Origin of the sequence: Kutzneria chonburiensis (assembly GCF_028622115.1) — a bacterium.
Classification (GTDB): Bacteria; Actinomycetota; Actinomycetes; order Mycobacteriales; family Pseudonocardiaceae; genus Kutzneria; species Kutzneria chonburiensis.
Genome location: NZ_CP097263.1, coordinates 4,505,373 through 4,520,010 on the forward strand (window position 1 = coordinate 4,505,373; position 14,638 = coordinate 4,520,010).

Genomic DNA, 14,638 nt, shown 5'->3' on the forward strand with positions numbered 1-14,638 from the left:
GTCAGGCCAGCCGGTGCTTCTTCAGGTAGGCCAGCAGGTCGTCGTACATGCCGCCTTCGTTGGCGAACATCGCCACGTTCCTGGCCGCCGCAAACCATGGCCCCGTAGACGGTCTGACCTCCCTCAGCGCTTCTTCCAGATCCTTCGCGCCGATCATCCTCGTCCGCCCGGTCTTCACGGAGTCCAGCAGCGCCTTCTCCGCCGCCACATCGCAGGCGTGCGCCAGATCCGCCCCCGAGTACCCGTCCGTCTTCTTCGCCAGCTTCGCGATGTCGATCCCTCGCGCGTGCCTGTCCTTCAGGTGGTATTCCAGAATCGCTTGCCTGGCTTCGCCATCCGGCGGCAGCACCAGCAGCGTCCGATCGAACCTGCCCGGCCTCTTCAGCGCCGTGTCCACGTCCCAGGGGTGATTCGTCGCCGCCAGCACGAAGACCCCTTCGTTGCTGTCCCTGACGTCGTCCAGCTCCACCAGCAGCTGGTTCACCGTCCCCCGCATGGCGGACGACCTCAGCTGACTCCGCTTCTGCCCCAGCGCGTCCACTTCATCCAGGAACAGCACGCAGGGCGCATTCCTCCTGGCCAGCTCGAACACTTCGTGCAGGTTCCGCTCCGACTGCCCGATGTACATGTCCAGCACATCCGACAACGTCACCGCGATGAACTTCGCCCCCAGCTCCCCCGCCACCGCCTTCGCGATGAACGTCTTCCCACACCCCGGCGGCCCGTACAGCATCAGGCCGCCTTTCATGCCCTTCCCGTACAGCCTCCGCAGCTCCGGATTCCGCATAGGTGCCAGAAAGGCCGCTTCCAGCCTCTCTTTCACCGCTTTCAGGCCACCCACGTCTTTCAACGTGATCCGGCCTTCTTCAACGTCCAGAAACCCCAGCTGCTCTTCGGCCGCCGCCCAGTCGAACACCACTTCCCCCACACGTTCCGCGTTCGCGGGGTCGTGCTCTTCCCTCGGCTCCACCGCCTTCGGCTCCGGCTCCGCATTCGCCACGGACGGCTCCGCCTCTCGGGTCGGCTCCGCGTCCGACTTCAGCTCCGCCGCGCGCTCCGGCTCCGCCTCCGCTCGCAGCTCCGCTTTCGTCGGCTCGCTCCGCACCCCCGGCGTCCCCAGCGCCCGCCCCAGCACATCCCTGGCCGCTCCCGACGTCGGCTCGTACCCCAGCGCCTCCGCCGCCTGCTCCGCCGCCCCTTCGGTGTCCCCCACCACCAGCAGCAGCTCCGCCAGATGCAGCCGCAGCGTCACATCTCCCGGCACCGCCGCCACCGCCGCACGCAGACTCCGGATCAACGGCGTGTCCGACACTCGGGCCCTCCCCTACACCAGGATCCCGCTAGTCTATCCCGCCGATCACCGCAAGGGGCCTCCCCCGATTGCGACGCAAGGCCGAAAACCCCCAATTCGCCACTCAGGCTCGGCCGAAGCAGACACAGGGCGATTCTTCGTTCGTCCACCGCGCACACGCGAGACTGTCGACCATCCCACGGTCGAACTTGATGCGCGCCCCGTCCGGCAAGTCCGACAATTCGTTCGCAAGCCTGCCCATGTACCTCATAGCCACCGCCGCCTCCACCGACACCATGTTGTCGGCCACGAACTCACCGCCCAGCACAAACGGGATACGCGGAACAAGTCGGTGACCGACAGGAAGCGCGCCATGAGCCTGCTGCCACGCATGAGCAACCGAGTATCCGGTGACAAAGTCGTATTGATCAAGAACCTCAGCCGCCCAGCCTCCCACGCCCTCAGCAAAGGGTGACAGTTCCGCGGTCTCAGGATTGAAGGTGTAGACCGTGGACCCGACGAGCACGAACTGGCCACCAAAGACGTCTTCCGCAAAGAAACGACCATCGGTCACCAGGCCACCGTAGGCCCGCTTCCACAGACCGCCGTCGTTCCACTCCTCGATCGAACGCCCCGGAGCCGAACTGTCCCCGGACGCATAAACGTGCAACGCGGACTCAAACGCATAGAACCCGTTCTTGCGCAGGAGCAGTCCGTCGAGCGACCAAGCACCACTGTCGCCCGCCGCTGGCCCTGGCGGCTCGACGGACGACAGCGCGTCACCACCGATCGACAGCAGCTTCTCCACGGCATCCGAATACGGCAAGTCACCCCACCTTCGATGACATGAACTACTCCACCGGCCCGGGTGGTCAGGTGGGCTGCCGGCTAAGCCGACTCGAGGCCCAGGGCCAGGCGGATCAGGGGCAGGTCGATTTTCGGCACGGTCAGCTCGTAGTCGTTCTCGCCGGCGGAAAGCAGGCATTTGGCGAAGCTGGCGCCGAAGGGGAGCTTGCCGCCGGTCTCGTTGAGCTCGAAGGGCCCGGTCAAGACCTGCACTCCGGCCCGGCCTTTCCAGGTGATCGGCTCGCCGGGAACCAGGTTCAGGAGTCCACGGGTGAGGGTCAGCGGAGTGCCGACGGCCTCGACGGGACGCAAGAAGCTGATCACCTTGAATCCGGCCCCGTTGCGGTACTCGTCGAGGTCGAGTTCCGACTTCGACTTCCGCAGCACGAATCGGGCCACGGGGGTGTAGGTACCGGTCGAACGACGAACGCGCGCAGTCACGAACTCAACTCCACTTTCGAGAGATCCCCCCTTGCGCGCGGACACGGCGCAAGCCAGGGGTGAGGCTGCCGGAGGGGAGTGACCGGAGGAAAGAGGCCGAAAGGCGCAATCTGGCGAACCAATCGGGCAATCGGGATGGATCAGCCGAAACGGCGTTGGAAGACGCGGACGACGGAGGGGAGGAAGCCGTTGAGGCGGGCGGGGAAGCGGAGCCAGGAGGGGACGAAGATCTCGGGGCGGTTGTGCTCGATGGCGGAGACGAGGGCCTCGGCGACGGTGACGGGAGGGAGGGGGCGGGGGCGGCGGCGGGTGTAAGGGGTGCCGCGGCGGTCGAAGAAGGGGGTGTCGATGACGCCGGGGTGGACGACGGTGACGCCCATGGCGGGGACCTCCAGGCGGAGGGCGTCGGCGAAAGTGCGGAGGGCGGCCTTGGTGGCGGAATAGACGGCCTCGTCGGCTACGCCCATGGCGCCGGCGATGGAGGAGACGAGGACGATGTGCCCGCGGCGGCGGGAAATCATGCCGGGGAGGAGGGCGCGGGCGAGCTCGAGCTGGGACACGACGTTGACGGTGAAGAGCTCCGCGATACGGCCGGGGGGCATGGCGGCGAAAGGGCCGGCGTGGCCGAGGCCGGCGTTGAGGACCAGGAGGTCGACGTCGCCGGCCCAAGAGGCCAAGGCGGAAACGTCGATGGCGAGGTCGCAGGCGAAGGAGGAAGGGCCGGTGATGGTGCGGGCGGTGCGGAGAACGGTGGCGCCCTTGGCGGCGAGGACGTCGGAGGTGGCGGCGCCGATGCCGGAAGAAGCGCCGGTGACGAGGGCACGCAGGCCGGTCACGGAAGGCATGCGGCCTCCGAGCGAAGCATGAAGGTCTCCTCGGCAGGGTGGGCGGGAATCCCGGTCACCGCTGGCATTCGGGCTCCTTGGCGGCGGTCATGGGGGCACGGCGGCTGAGGACGAAGACGCCGCCGGACAAGGCCGCAAGAGCGAGAACCTGGCCGATGACGGGGCCGACGCCGGAGCGGAGGGACTCGTCGAGCCAGAGGATGCCGATGCCGATGCCCACCAGGGGGTCGAGGATGGTGATGACGGCGAGGGCGGGGGCAAGGGCGCGCTCGGCCTGGAAGGCGTTCTGGCTCAAGAGGAAACCGACGGGGCCGCAGACGGCGACCGCATAGATGGGCCAATGGGTGAGCATGACGAGAATGCCCTGGGACAGCTCCTCGGCGGCGAGCTTGGCGAGACCGGCGCTGACGCCGTAGAGAACGCCGGCGGCGACGGCGAGGGCGAGGGCACGGGTGTTGCCGGGGCGGCGGGCGGCGACGACGAGGCAGATGGCCAACAGGGCGAAAAGGCCGATGGCCAAAGGCAGAACGGCGCCGAGGGTCATCTCCTGGCTGTCGCCGGTGGGCTGGGCGACCAAAAGGAACGCGGCCAGGCCGAAAACGCAGAGGCCGGCGCCGAGCAGGACTATGCGGTCGAAAGAGCCGGAGAACAGGACGCCGAACAGCAAACCGGTGACGAGCAGGGGCTGGACCAGAACCAACGGGCCGGTGGTGAGGGCGACCCACTGGAGGATCACGCCGAAAGCGTTGGCGACCAAGGAAAGCAGCCACACGCGCTGCTGAGCGAGGTCGACGAGCAGCCCGGGCTGCAACGCCTCCCGCCGCCGCACCTGCTGGGTCGCCCGGTGCTGGAGGGCACTGGTCAGCCCGAAGAAGGCGGCGCCACCGACAGCGGCGGGCACGGCGACGAGGAGATTCATGGTGTCCTGCCTGAGAACTCCCTCAGCGCGTCGACCATCCGGGCGGCGAGCGGCTGGCCGTCGGCCGCCCCGCCACCGGTGACGCACACCGTCACATACCGTCCCCAGGTCAACGCGCCCCACGCGACGGGGACACCCTCGGCGAGCGGAAGCACCGCGTAAGCGGCCTCGATCTCCGAGCCGCCCAGCGAGACCTTCCACCGCGGCCCGGGGATCACGGAAGCGATGGCGCCGAACCACCGCGACTGGTACACGAGCCGAGCCAACAATCGATGCACGGGTGGCGGCAGCAAACCGATAAGGCGCACAACGAAGTTCGCGGCCTCGGGGGCACCGGACTCGACACCCGACCTCAGGGCGTCCTGAACCAATTTCAAGCAGCGCAACGGATCTGTCTCCTGCACGGGCAGGTCGACGGACACGGCCCCGGTCCAGTTGCCGGCGGCGCGCAGGGTGTCGGTGCCACGCAACGACCACGGGACCATCACGCGAAGCTGATCCCCTTGGTAGGCCAGGGCAAACATGGCGAGGAGCAGCTCGGTCGGCGTCGCACCAAGAGCACGGGCCGTGGCGCGCACCTCGGCGCCGGGCAGCTTGGCCAGACCAAAGCGCCGGGTGGCGCCGAATTTCGACCCACGCGGCACGGAACCGGCGCGGGCCAACGCCTTCAGGCCACTGAACCGCAGCCGCGGCAGCTTGTGGCTGACCTGATGCCCTACGGGACTGGTCCACGCACGACCTTTGCCGTCGGTGCCACTCAACAGCCCGCGCAGCACGGCAACGCCATCACCTAGAGCGTGGTCGAGCTTGAACAGAATGGCCGGAGTAGCACCATGAACGATCAACGCCGCGGCGGTCGCGCCGATGGGCAACGGCTCGGCGTAGAAGGTGTCCACGGCGTGCTGCAACGGCATACCGTCCACTTCGGACACCAATGCCTTGGTGTCGAGGGACTCGTCCTGCGCCCAGCGCGGCCGCCGCCACCACGACCCAGGATCCACGTGCCCGCGGACGCCGTGCATGGTGTCCAACATCCCGGCGACGTCGGAAACGTCGACCTCACGGGACATCTCCAGAATTGCGCCGACGTGCTGCGGCACGCGCGGCGACGCGATGTGCACGAACAGCGCGTCCTCGGCCGACAACACCCGCTCGAGTCGCTCCGGCCGAACCGAGTTCAGGGCCTGCAAACCCTCCTCGACCAGCCGCTCGTCGGCCTGCTTCAACGCCAGCCGCTCCATCTGCGCCAGTCGCGGCAGGTCCCGCACGGCCGCGGCCAGCTCGCCCTCCCGCTGGCACACCACAGCAATCCCGGCGTCCTCCATCAGCTTCGCGTTGGCCCGCCCGTGAGCCGCGATCGGACGGTGCATGAGCACCGGACGGCCGACCGCGAGCGCCTCCAACGAGGTTGCCCCGCCGGCATTGGTCACCACGACATCGCACGCCACCATCAGCGACGCCATCCGGTCGGTCCAGCCGAGCACCCGGACCCGCGGATCGTCGCCGACGGCGGCGCGGATCCTGGCCCGCAGCCGCTCGTTGCGACCGCAGACCACCACCACAACGCCGTCCGGAGTGCCCTCGAGCAGTTCATGCACGGTGTCCTCGGACCGTCCGAAACCAAGGGAACCGCAGGCCACCAACGAGATGAACTTGTCATGGGGCAGGTCCAGCTCGGCCCGCGCGGCGCCGCGATCACCCGGTTGGAAGACCTCGTCGGCGGTCGGCGCGGAGATCGCCACCGTGGCGCCGGGCGCGCTGCGCGCGGCCACCGGCACGGCGACCTCGTGCATCACCAGGTTGAGGTCGATGCCCTGGTACACCCAGAACGGATGCGGCGCGAAGTCCGACACCCAGGCGCCGATCGGCGTCTCCAGGCCGCGATGCCGGCGCAGCCAGTCAAGGCCGGCCGTGCCCAGTGGATACGTGGACAGGATCAGGTCGGGCTGGATCTGGTCGATCCTGGCGGCCAGCCGCCGACCGGCCCATTCGCCGACGAACCGCTTCGACGCCCGGGCGAACCACCGGTAGCGCCACACCGAGTCGTAGAAGAACTCGTACAGCCAGGGCGTTTTCTCCACGTTGGTGACGTAGATCCGCCGGAAGGCGGGCCCGACCCCGCGGCCCATCACGTCCAGGGTGTCCAGCCAGTGCGTCGAGGCGTCGGGCCACAGCCGCCCGGCGGCCGCGCGCAGCGCACGGCCGGTGGCGTTGTGGCCCTCGCCCATGTCGGCGGACAGGATCAGGATCCGTCGCGGCGTCGCCGAGTCCAGCACGGTGATCAGCTTGGCTCACCGAGGCCGACCGCGCCACACGACTTACCGAATGAACTCCTCCCCTGGACCGCGCATCCCGGTGACAGAAGGTAGTCAGCGCAGCACAAGCCGGGGTTAGACTGCCGATCATGGCGACGGTGCGGCAAGTGACCAGGGATCTGCTGCGAAGCTGGGGCTGCACAACGGTGTTCGGCAATCCCGGCTCGACCGAGCTGCCGTTCCTGGCCGACTGGCCGGACGACTTCCGGTACGTGCTCGGCCTGCACGAGTCGTCGGTGGTCGCGATGGCCGACGGTTACGCCCAGTTCAGCGGCCGCCCGGCGGTGGTCAACCTGCACTCCTCCGGCGGCGTCGGTCACGGCTTGGGCAGCCTGGTCACGGCGTTCCGCAACCGGTCGCCGCTGCTGGTCATCGCCGGTCAGCAGGCGCGGTCGCTGCTCAACGGGGAGCCGTTCCTCGGCGCCGTCGACGCGCCGGAGTTCCCGCGCCCGTACGTGAAGTGGAGCGCGCAGCCGGCGCGGGCGGCCGACGTGCCGGCGGCGCTGGCACGAGGTCTTCTTTTGTGCACTCAGCCGCCACAAGGTCCGGTGTTCGTGTCAGTCCCGGTGGACGACTGGAACCAGCCAGGAGTTGACGTTCCGTCACGTCCGCCGGTCGCCGGCTTCGGACCGGACGCGGCGGCCATCCGGGTGATCGCGTCGGCATTGGACACGGCTGAGCGGCCGGCGATTGTCGTCGGGGCGTCGGTGGACGCGGACGACGCCGTCGAGGACGCCGTGGCCCTGGCCGAGCGCACCCGGGCGGCGGTGTGGGCGGCGCCGATGTCGTCCCGCTGCTCGTTTCCCGAGGACCATCCGCTGTTCGCGGGCTTCCTGCCGCCGGCCGATCGGCAGCTCCGGCACACGTTGCAGCCGTACGACTGTGTGCTGGTGATCGGGGCGCCCGCGTTCGTCTATCACGTGGAAACCCCGGCCGACGGCCCGGAACTGCCGCCGCTGCACCTCGTCCACGACGATCCGACGGTCCTGTCGTGGGCACCGGCCGGCAGCGCGCTGTTGTCGACGCCCCGGCGGGCCATTCAGGCGCTGACCGAGCTGGTCGGGCCGTCGTCACGGCCGGCGCCTACCGTCCGTGCACGGGCTGCGGAGCCGACACCGACCATCCCGATGACCGGGGCATTTGTGCTGTCGGAGATCCGGCGGCTGCTGCCGGCCGACGCCGTCGTCGTCGAAGAGGCCCCGAGCCACCGCAACGACCTGCACGAACACCTGCCGATCACGGCCCGTGGCCGCGGCTTCTTCACCATCGCCAGCGGCGTGCTCGGCTACGGCCTGCCCGGCGCGGTCGGGGTGTCGCTGGCCGCGCCGGACCGCCCGGTCGTCGCGGTCGTCGGCGACGGCTCGGCGATGTACGGCATCCAGGCGCTGTGGACCGCGGCCAAAGAGCACGCCTCGGTCACGTTTGTCGTGCTGGACAACGCGCAGTACGCGGCGCTGCGGTCGATGGCGGAGAGCGCGGGCGTGGCCAAGGCGCCCGGGGTGGAGCTCGGCGGACTGGATTTCTGCGCGCTCGCCGAGGGTATGGGCTGCCGGTCGCGGCTGGTGGAACGTCCGGACGAGCTCGAGGAGGCCTTGACCTCCGCCGTACGGGCGAGCGGGCCGACGGTGCTGCATGTGCGGGTCGATCCGGGGTACTCACCGCTGTACTGACGGCCCGTGTTACCTTGGACGGTATCCCCGAACTGGCTGGTCAAGCGCCCGATCGTGGGCATTTCACGAAGGAGCGCAGTGTCGGACGCCAAGACCACCCGTGGGTTCTGGACCCGGGTCGCCGACTCTTTCCTGCCCGGCGTCACCGATGGCGCGCCGACCCTGAACGTGCCGACATGGATCCGGCGGGCAACACCGTGGGCGATCCTGGCCGTGCTGGCGTGGTTCGTGGTGTGCACGATCATCTGGCCGGTCGGCATGTGGTTCCAGATCGACCTTGAGGTCTACCGGGCCGGCGGGCTGACCGTGCTGGACGGTCGGTCGCTGTACGACCACCCGCTGGTGGCCAGCCTGATGTTCACCTACACGCCGTTCGCCGCGGTCATCTTCGCCCCGCTGGCGCTGCTGCCGCTGGGCGCGGCCGACATCGTCTACACCGTCGTGACCGTGCTGCTGCTGGTGTTCGCGGTGGCGCGGTGCTGGCGGTGGATGGGGTATCGGCGGGACCGCAACGTCATCGTCGTGGTGGCGCTGACCGCCGGGCTGGCGCTGATGTTCGAGCCGGTGCGGACCACGTTGTACCTGGGGCAGATCAACGTCCTGCTGCTGGCCATCGTCGTCGCCGACCTGCTGCGCATCCGCAGGTCCAACTGGATGGGCGTCGGTGTCGGCATCGCCGCCGGCATCAAGCTGACGCCGCTGATCTTCATCCCGTACCTGTTGTTGACCAGGCAGTTCAAGGCGGCCGGGGTGGCCGTCGCGAGCTTCGTCGGCACCATCGCGCTCGGCTTCGTGTTCAAGCCGAGGGACGCCTACAACTACTGGTTCGGGCAGAAGTTCGGCGAGGTCGCCCGAGTGGGTGACGTCTGGTCGACCGGCAACCAGTCGCTGCGGGGCTTCCTGGCCCGGCTCGTGTCGCCGCCCGAGGCCACCCAGACCGCGTGGATCGTGCTGGCGGCGCTGATCGGCGGGCTCGGCATCTGGGCCGCCGTCGTGGCGCACAGGCGGGGCGAGGACCTGCTCGCCGTCGCCCTCGTCGGCATGTGCTCCACGGCTGTGTCGCCGTACTCGTGGTCGCACCACTGGGTGTGGTTCGTGCCGCTCGCCGTGTTCGCCCTGCACCGGGCCCTGGCCACCCGGCTGGCGTCCATGTGGGTGCTGACCGCGTACGTCTACATCAGCGTGTTCGCCTGGCCCGTCGGCTTCCCCGTGCACGACCCGGGCGCGCGGGCCCCCGCCGGCATCTGGATGATCAACTGGCCCGGCGAGATCGTGACCCGCAACTGGTACCTGATCGCCTACCTGGTCACCGCCGTGTTCACGCTCGTGCACCTACGCCGTTCGAAGGTTGTCACGTCAACCGACGGGGTGATCGACAACCGGGATCGGGTGCCCAGCCGCTAGGGTTGGCGCCAAGCCCGTCTCCGGGCGGCGTGGCCGCGGCCCGCGAAGGGTTCGAATAGCCCATGGCATTCGAACCCTTGGGGCACCACGATGTTCTCTCCCGTTTCCGTTCCGTGCCGGCTTGTCGACGGCACTCCCACCGTGACTGTCGTGCGGCACGACCGCCGGGTCCGGCAGGCCGTCATCCGGCTCACCCGTGCCGCGCAGTTCACCGTCACCGTGCGGGATCAGCACCTCGCTGAGCTCGCCGAGGCCCTCCGCGAGGGCGACAGCCTCGGCGTCCCCTGCCGGCACGCGACGTACGGCGATTGGCTGCTCGGCGTGCACCCCCACCAGTGGTGGGTGAACCCCGCCGCGCCGCGGCTGCCCATGGAGCTCTACCTGCTGCTGCCCGAGGACCAGCAGGCCGTCGTCGTCTTCACCGCGGATGAAGTGGTCGAGCTGACGGAGACGCTCGAGGTCGAGGAACTGTGCGGGGCCGAGCAGTGACGTTGAAGGTGGGCGAGATCATCAAGCTGATCGAGGCGGACGGATGGCGGCTACATCGAACGACCGGGAGTCATCGGCACTACGTGCACCCGACCAAGCCAGGTGTGGTGACCGTGCCGGGCAAGCCGAGCCGAGACTTGCCGGTCGGCACCGAGCGAAGCATCCTGAAGCAGGCAGGACTTGGCAGGAGGCCCCAGTGATGAGCACGTACGCGATCATCGTCGAACGCGCCGAGGACGGTGGTTACGGCGCCTGGTCTCCCGACCTGCCCGGCTGCGTGGCCCTTGGCGACACGCCTGAGCAGACGCTCCAGGAGATGCGGGTGGCTGTCCAGGGGCATCTCGACGTGATGCGCGAGCTCGGCGAGCCGATGCCGCGGCCGAACACCGTGATCGCGACGACGGTCGAAGCCGCCTGAGTCACTGGTCGGGGCCGACGAGGTCGATGAACGGGAGTGCGGCGAGGTTGGCGGGCGGTAAGGCCCGGGCGGCGGTGAGGACGCGCTGCTGCTGGTCGTTGATGCGCTGGTCGACGAGGCGGGTCAGCTCGTAGGCGAGGGCGCCGGTCTGGCGGACGGTGACGTCGTCGAGGACGGCCTGGTCGACGGAGGTGATGGCGATGCCGCCGACCAGGCCGTCGGCGGCCTCGGCGGCGCCGACCTCGAAGCGGGCGCGGGGATTGAGGGTCTCGGAGGCATAGTGCTCACGCAGCTGGCGGAGCAGCTTGTGCCATTCGAGGACCTCGCCCTTGAGCGGCAGGGTGCTGACGTCGTCGTCGGTGAGGCGGTCGTCGGCGAAACAGCGGGCGTAGGACAACACGGCGGTGGTCCAGACCCCCTCGATCACGACGGCGTCGGCCTCCTCGTCGACGAGCTCGGCCACCAGGCGCTCGCAGCAGCGCAGCACGGTCTGCAGGTCGTCGAAGACGCCGACCAGGTCGGCGAGCGTCCGCGCGGCCGGGCTGTCGATCCGGCGCACGGTGGTCGGGTGGCTCGACTCGGTGCTCATGCGGCGCTCCTCCTCCGGGCTCGGGCGTCTAGCCTAGGACCGGCCGGCGCGACCGGACGTCGCATCTTGAGACACCGTCCACTTCGGACAGGAGGATGGTCGTGACCAGCGAGAACACCGCCAAGCTGGCCGTGCTCATCGACGCGGACAACGCGCAGCCCTCGATCACCGAGGCGCTGCTGGCCGAGGTGGCCAAGTACGGCACCGCGCACGTCAAACGGGCCTACGGCGACTGGACCGGCACCAACCTGAAGGGCTGGAAGGACCACCTGCTGGCCCAGTCGATCCAGCCGATCCAGCAGTTCGCGTACACCACGGGCAAGAACGCCACCGACGCCGCCATGGTCATCGACGCCATGGACCTGCTGTACTCCGACCGTTTCGACGGGTTCTGCATCGTCTCGAGCGACTCCGACTTCACCCGGCTGGCCGCCCGGCTGCGGGAATCCGGGCTGACGGTCTACGGCTTCGGCGAGCGCAAGACGCCCAAGCCCTTCGTCGCGGCGTGCGACAAGTTCATCTACGTCGAGAACCTCGCCTACACCGAGGAGACCGCCGCCCCGGCCGCGTCCGCCGCGCCGCGCAAGCCCGCCGCCCAGCTCAAGGCCGATTCCGCCCTCGTCTCCCTGCTGCGTGGGGCCGTCGAGGCCGCTTCCGACGACGACGGCTGGGCCTCGCTGTCCGGCGTCGGCAACATCGTCACCAAGCAGCGGCCCGACTTCGACTCCCGCACCTACGGCTATTCCAAGCTCAGCGACCTGGTCACCGCGACCACGTTGTTCGAGGTCAATCGCCGCAGCTCCGGCGAGGGCAAGTCGTCGACCGTGTACGTACGGGACAAGCGCCGCAGCTGAGGGTTTTCCCCAAGATCCCCTGCCCGCGCCCGATCGTCGCGCTCGGTCGCGAGTACCGCTCCTATTGTCGCTGGCGTTCTTCGACCAACGATCTTGAGGAGAAACGCATGCGCGCATCCGTGGCCGCGGCGGCAATTGCCGCGCTGGGACTGACCGTTGTCGCCCCGGCGGTGTCGTCCGCCGCACCGGCCGGCGGCGGTGCGCAGCTGTGCGTCGACCGGCTCGCCGACTACAGCGCTTCCTTGCAGTGGCCCAGCCGCGGCGGCCAGGAGACGTTCGTGATCCGTCCCGGCCAGTGCAGCAACTGGGGTCCCGGCGATGCCGGCGAGCTCATCGTCGTGTTGGCCTCCTACAACGGCGCGACCGTCAACATCGGCCACTTCTACGCCACCGGTCGCGGCGACCAGGTCGAAGCCGTCGGCCGTTTCAGCAACGGCACCGAAGGCATCAACCTCGGCGTCTGAGCGCCGTCGGTCACTTCACAGGGCGAGCAGTTCCTCGATTGCCGCCGCCGGGCCGTTGTAGGTGAGGTGGGCGATGGCGGTCATCGGTGCAGTGGCCTGGGCCCAGGCGTGGAGCCGATCGCCGTCGAGACCGCAGGCGGTGGCGACCCGATGGCAGCGGGCGGCGATGCCTTCCTTGCCGGCGCCGTCCAGGACGTAGTCGACGGCGTCGAAGCAGGGATCGCCGAGGCAGGCCTTGGGGTCGATGGCGATGAGGCCGCGCGACGGCCCGCCGTCGAGGGCGTTGCCGAGGTGCAGGTCGCCGTGGAGGAGAACGACCGGGGACTGGGTGTCGAGCAGGAACGCGCAGCGGTCCATGGCCCGTTGCCAAGTGGCGCAGTCGATTCGGGCGGCGATGGTGGGGTCGGAGAGGCGGCGGCCGATGCGGGCGAAGGCTTCGTCGAGGCGGCCGCGGAGGTGCAGCGGCCAGTGCGCGGGCGGGGCGACGGAGTGCAGGGCGGCGAGTAGTTCGCCCCACTGTTGTGGCAGGGAATCCGGCGGGAGGTTCTCGGCTTCGGTGCCGGGGAGGATTTCCTCCAACGCCATGGCGCCGGTTTCCACGTCGGCCGCCAACACTGCCGGCACCCGACCGGTGGGCTCGAAGAGGCGGAGCATCTCGGCCTGTTTGGCCAGCAATGGCTGATCGGGGCTGAGTTTGAGCACGGCCGGCGTGCCGTCCGGCCACTGGCACCGCATGATCACGGACGAGGCCCCGCTCTCGAACAGTTCGCCAGGCGTGAATCCCCATGCGGAGGCCAGCCGCGCCGTGACGGCCGGGATCGCAGCCAGCCAATCCACGGCCTCGGGGCCGAAACGGCTGGTCAGACGGGCGGCGACGTCTTCCATGTCCACTGGGACAGCTTGCACGTCGTGCCAATCGCTTTTCGGGATGGCGGGGAAGCTAAACGCCGTCCACCGGGAGGCGGCCGCGCAGTTCCATTGCGGTGCGGACGCGGGACTCGGCTAGGGAACGGGCGGCCTGGTGGGGGGTGGTGCCGGCGGAGGAAGAGGCGGAGATAACGGTCTGGGCGTTAGCTCGGAGCTTGGTGGAGATGGTGGCGTAGATGGCGGCGGGGTCGGGGCGGAACGGGGAAAGGCGGGCGTCCATGGCGTACGCGGCGGCGACGACGCCGCCGGCGTTGGCGATGAAGTCGGGGAGGACGGGGATGCCGCGGGCGGCCAAGACCTGCTGGGCCTCGACCGAAGTGGGCATGTTGGCGCCCTCGACGACGAAAGAGCACGAGAGGCGCGCGGCCAGCGAAGCGTCGATGACGTCCTGGAGGGCGCAAGGGGCCACCACGTCGGTGGGGATGAGCAGCTCGGAGCCGAGGGGAAGGTGCTCCCCGCCGGCGTAGGCGGGGACGGCGGAGTCGTCGGGAACGGCAAGAAGACGGTCGATGTCGAGACCGGAAGGGTCGTGGACGGCCCCGAGGGAGGTGGAAGCGGCGATGACGGAGGCGCCGAGCTCGACGAAACGACGGGCGGCGGCGCGGCCGACGGCGCCGAGGCCCTGGATGACGACGCGGCGGCCGGCCAGGGGGAAGACGGCGTCGGTGGCCTCGGCGACGCCGAAGCCGGTGACGCCGAGCTGGTCATAAGGCACGCCACCGAGCTCAGCAGGGGTGCCGACGGCGGCCCCACGAGAGCGGAGCTCGTCCTGGACGATGGCGGCGTCGCGCTCGGTGAGACCCATGTCGAGACCGACGACGTACTCGGACGGGATCTCGTTGGACAGCAGGCGGACGAAGGCCCGGAGGGCGGCTTCCTTGTCCACGGACGCCGGGTCGAAGCGGATACCGGCCTTGGCGCCGCCGAAGAACAGGTCGACGCCGGCCCACTTCCAGGTCATGACCCGAGCCAGCCGGGCGACCTCGGCGACCGACAGCGAAGGGCTCATCCGCGTCCCGCCCTTGCCCATCCCCCGGGCGGTGTTGTCGATGACCAGCACTCCCCGCATGCCGGTCCGCGAATCGGACACGCAGACGACCTTCTCGGGACCCCACTCGTCCATCAGCTCGAACATGCGCCTCACGCTAGCGACATGCAGGAGGAAC

The 14,638-nt window shown here is 69.4% G+C and carries 16 protein-coding genes; 7 read left to right on the forward strand and 9 right to left on the reverse strand.

Features of this window, described 5'->3' with window-relative positions; translation table 11 throughout:
* Position 1 precedes the first annotated feature (1 nt).
* From M3Q35_RS20040 to M3Q35_RS20065, 6 genes are all read right to left on the reverse strand, one after another.
* Positions 2 to 1,312, reverse strand: a complete 1,311-nt coding sequence (locus M3Q35_RS20040; protein ID WP_273943440.1) for an ATP-binding protein — start codon at positions 1,310 to 1,312, stop codon at positions 2 to 4.
* A gap of 103 nt (positions 1,313 to 1,415) precedes the next feature.
* On the reverse strand, positions 1,416 to 2,099 hold the full coding sequence (locus M3Q35_RS20045) for an SMI1/KNR4 family protein (protein WP_273943441.1): 684 nt from the start codon (positions 2,097 to 2,099) through the stop codon (positions 1,416 to 1,418).
* A gap of 80 nt (positions 2,100 to 2,179) precedes the next feature.
* A complete protein-coding gene (locus tag M3Q35_RS20050) occupies positions 2,180 to 2,536 on the reverse strand; it encodes a hypothetical protein (RefSeq protein WP_273943442.1) in 357 nt (118 codons plus the stop codon).
* Between the two features lie 182 nt (positions 2,537 to 2,718).
* Entirely contained in the window at positions 2,719 to 3,423 is a 705-nt protein-coding gene (locus M3Q35_RS20055) for an SDR family NAD(P)-dependent oxidoreductase (RefSeq protein WP_273943443.1), read from the reverse strand.
* 55 nt (positions 3,424 to 3,478) lie between these two features.
* Complete coding sequence (locus tag M3Q35_RS20060; protein ID WP_273943445.1) at positions 3,479 to 4,342, reverse strand: DMT family transporter; 864 nt, start codon at positions 4,340 to 4,342, stop codon at positions 3,479 to 3,481.
* On the reverse strand, positions 4,339 to 6,618 hold the full coding sequence (locus M3Q35_RS20065) for a WS/DGAT domain-containing protein (RefSeq protein WP_273943446.1): 2,280 nt from the start codon (positions 6,616 to 6,618) through the stop codon (positions 4,339 to 4,341). The genes M3Q35_RS20060 and M3Q35_RS20065 overlap by 4 nt, the downstream gene beginning before the upstream one ends.
* A 128-nt stretch (positions 6,619 to 6,746) precedes the next feature.
* Between M3Q35_RS20065 and mdlC the strand changes: the two genes are divergently transcribed.
* From mdlC to M3Q35_RS20090, 5 genes are all read left to right on the forward strand, one after another.
* On the forward strand, positions 6,747 to 8,327 hold the full coding sequence (mdlC, locus tag M3Q35_RS20070) for a benzoylformate decarboxylase (RefSeq protein ID WP_273943447.1): 1,581 nt from the start codon (positions 6,747 to 6,749) through the stop codon (positions 8,325 to 8,327).
* 78 nt (positions 8,328 to 8,405) lie between these two features.
* Positions 8,406 to 9,731: a glycosyltransferase 87 family protein gene (locus M3Q35_RS20075; RefSeq protein WP_273943448.1), complete on the forward strand. Its 1,326-nt coding sequence runs from the start codon at positions 8,406 to 8,408 to the stop codon at positions 9,729 to 9,731.
* 150 nt (positions 9,732 to 9,881) lie between these two features.
* Positions 9,882 to 10,220 carry a hypothetical protein gene (locus M3Q35_RS20080; protein WP_273943449.1) on the forward strand — a complete coding sequence of 113 codons (339 nt, stop codon included), beginning with the start codon at positions 9,882 to 9,884 and terminating at the stop codon, positions 10,218 to 10,220.
* A gap of 8 nt (positions 10,221 to 10,228) precedes the next feature.
* On the forward strand, positions 10,229 to 10,420 hold the full coding sequence (locus M3Q35_RS20085) for a type II toxin-antitoxin system HicA family toxin (protein ID WP_273943450.1): 192 nt from the start codon (positions 10,229 to 10,231) through the stop codon (positions 10,418 to 10,420).
* On the forward strand, positions 10,420 to 10,638 hold the full coding sequence (locus tag M3Q35_RS20090; RefSeq protein ID WP_273943452.1) for a type II toxin-antitoxin system HicB family antitoxin: 219 nt from the start codon (positions 10,420 to 10,422) through the stop codon (positions 10,636 to 10,638). Before M3Q35_RS20085 ends, M3Q35_RS20090 begins: the two co-directional genes overlap by 1 nt.
* A gap of 1 nt (position 10,639) precedes the next feature.
* Here the strand turns inward: M3Q35_RS20090 and M3Q35_RS20095 are convergent, their stop codons facing one another.
* Positions 10,640 to 11,227: a hypothetical protein gene (locus M3Q35_RS20095; RefSeq protein WP_273943453.1), complete on the reverse strand. Its 588-nt coding sequence runs from the start codon at positions 11,225 to 11,227 to the stop codon at positions 10,640 to 10,642.
* Positions 11,228 to 11,322: 95 nt separating this feature from the next.
* Here M3Q35_RS20095 and M3Q35_RS20100 point away from each other — a divergent pair, with 95 nt between their 5' ends.
* Both M3Q35_RS20100 and M3Q35_RS20105 read left to right on the forward strand, forming a co-directional pair.
* Positions 11,323 to 12,081, forward strand: coding sequence for an NYN domain-containing protein (locus tag M3Q35_RS20100; RefSeq protein ID WP_273943455.1), 759 nt, complete (start codon positions 11,323 to 11,325; stop codon positions 12,079 to 12,081).
* A gap of 107 nt (positions 12,082 to 12,188) precedes the next feature.
* A complete protein-coding gene (locus M3Q35_RS20105; RefSeq protein WP_273943456.1) occupies positions 12,189 to 12,545 on the forward strand; it encodes a hypothetical protein in 357 nt (118 codons plus the stop codon).
* A 15-nt stretch (positions 12,546 to 12,560) separates the two neighbouring features.
* Here M3Q35_RS20105 and M3Q35_RS20110 read toward each other — a convergent pair whose 3' ends face one another.
* Together M3Q35_RS20110 and M3Q35_RS20115 are read right to left on the reverse strand one after the other, a co-directional pair.
* Entirely contained in the window at positions 12,561 to 13,430 is an 870-nt protein-coding gene (locus M3Q35_RS20110; protein WP_273944406.1) for an aminoglycoside phosphotransferase family protein, read from the reverse strand.
* A 55-nt stretch (positions 13,431 to 13,485) separates the two neighbouring features.
* Positions 13,486 to 14,607: a Glu/Leu/Phe/Val family dehydrogenase gene (locus M3Q35_RS20115; protein WP_273943457.1), complete on the reverse strand. Its 1,122-nt coding sequence runs from the start codon at positions 14,605 to 14,607 to the stop codon at positions 13,486 to 13,488.
* Positions 14,608 to 14,638 lie beyond the last annotated feature (31 nt).

Excerpts from the sequence above, each read along its gene's own strand:
- M3Q35_RS20095 (WP_273943453.1), bottom strand. The coding sequence starts at position 11,227 with ATGAGCACCGAGTCGAGCCACCCGACCACCGTGCGCCGGATCGACAGC.
- M3Q35_RS20105 (WP_273943456.1), top strand. The coding sequence starts at position 12,189 with ATGCGCGCATCCGTGGCCGCGGCGGCAATTGCCGCGCTGGGACTGACC.
- M3Q35_RS20060 (WP_273943445.1), bottom strand. The coding sequence starts at position 4,342 with ATGAATCTCCTCGTCGCCGTGCCCGCCGCTGTCGGTGGCGCCGCCTTC.
- M3Q35_RS20110 (WP_273944406.1), bottom strand. The coding sequence starts at position 13,430 with ATGGAAGACGTCGCCGCCCGTCTGACCAGCCGTTTCGGCCCCGAGGCC.
- M3Q35_RS20090 (WP_273943452.1), top strand. The coding sequence starts at position 10,420 with ATGAGCACGTACGCGATCATCGTCGAACGCGCCGAGGACGGTGGTTAC.
- M3Q35_RS20055 (WP_273943443.1), bottom strand. The coding sequence starts at position 3,423 with ATGCCTTCCGTGACCGGCCTGCGTGCCCTCGTCACCGGCGCTTCTTCC.
- M3Q35_RS20100 (WP_273943455.1), top strand. The coding sequence starts at position 11,323 with ATGGTCGTGACCAGCGAGAACACCGCCAAGCTGGCCGTGCTCATCGAC.
- mdlC (WP_273943447.1), top strand. The coding sequence starts at position 6,747 with ATGGCGACGGTGCGGCAAGTGACCAGGGATCTGCTGCGAAGCTGGGGC.
- M3Q35_RS20115 (WP_273943457.1), bottom strand. The coding sequence starts at position 14,607 with ATGTTCGAGCTGATGGACGAGTGGGGTCCCGAGAAGGTCGTCTGCGTG.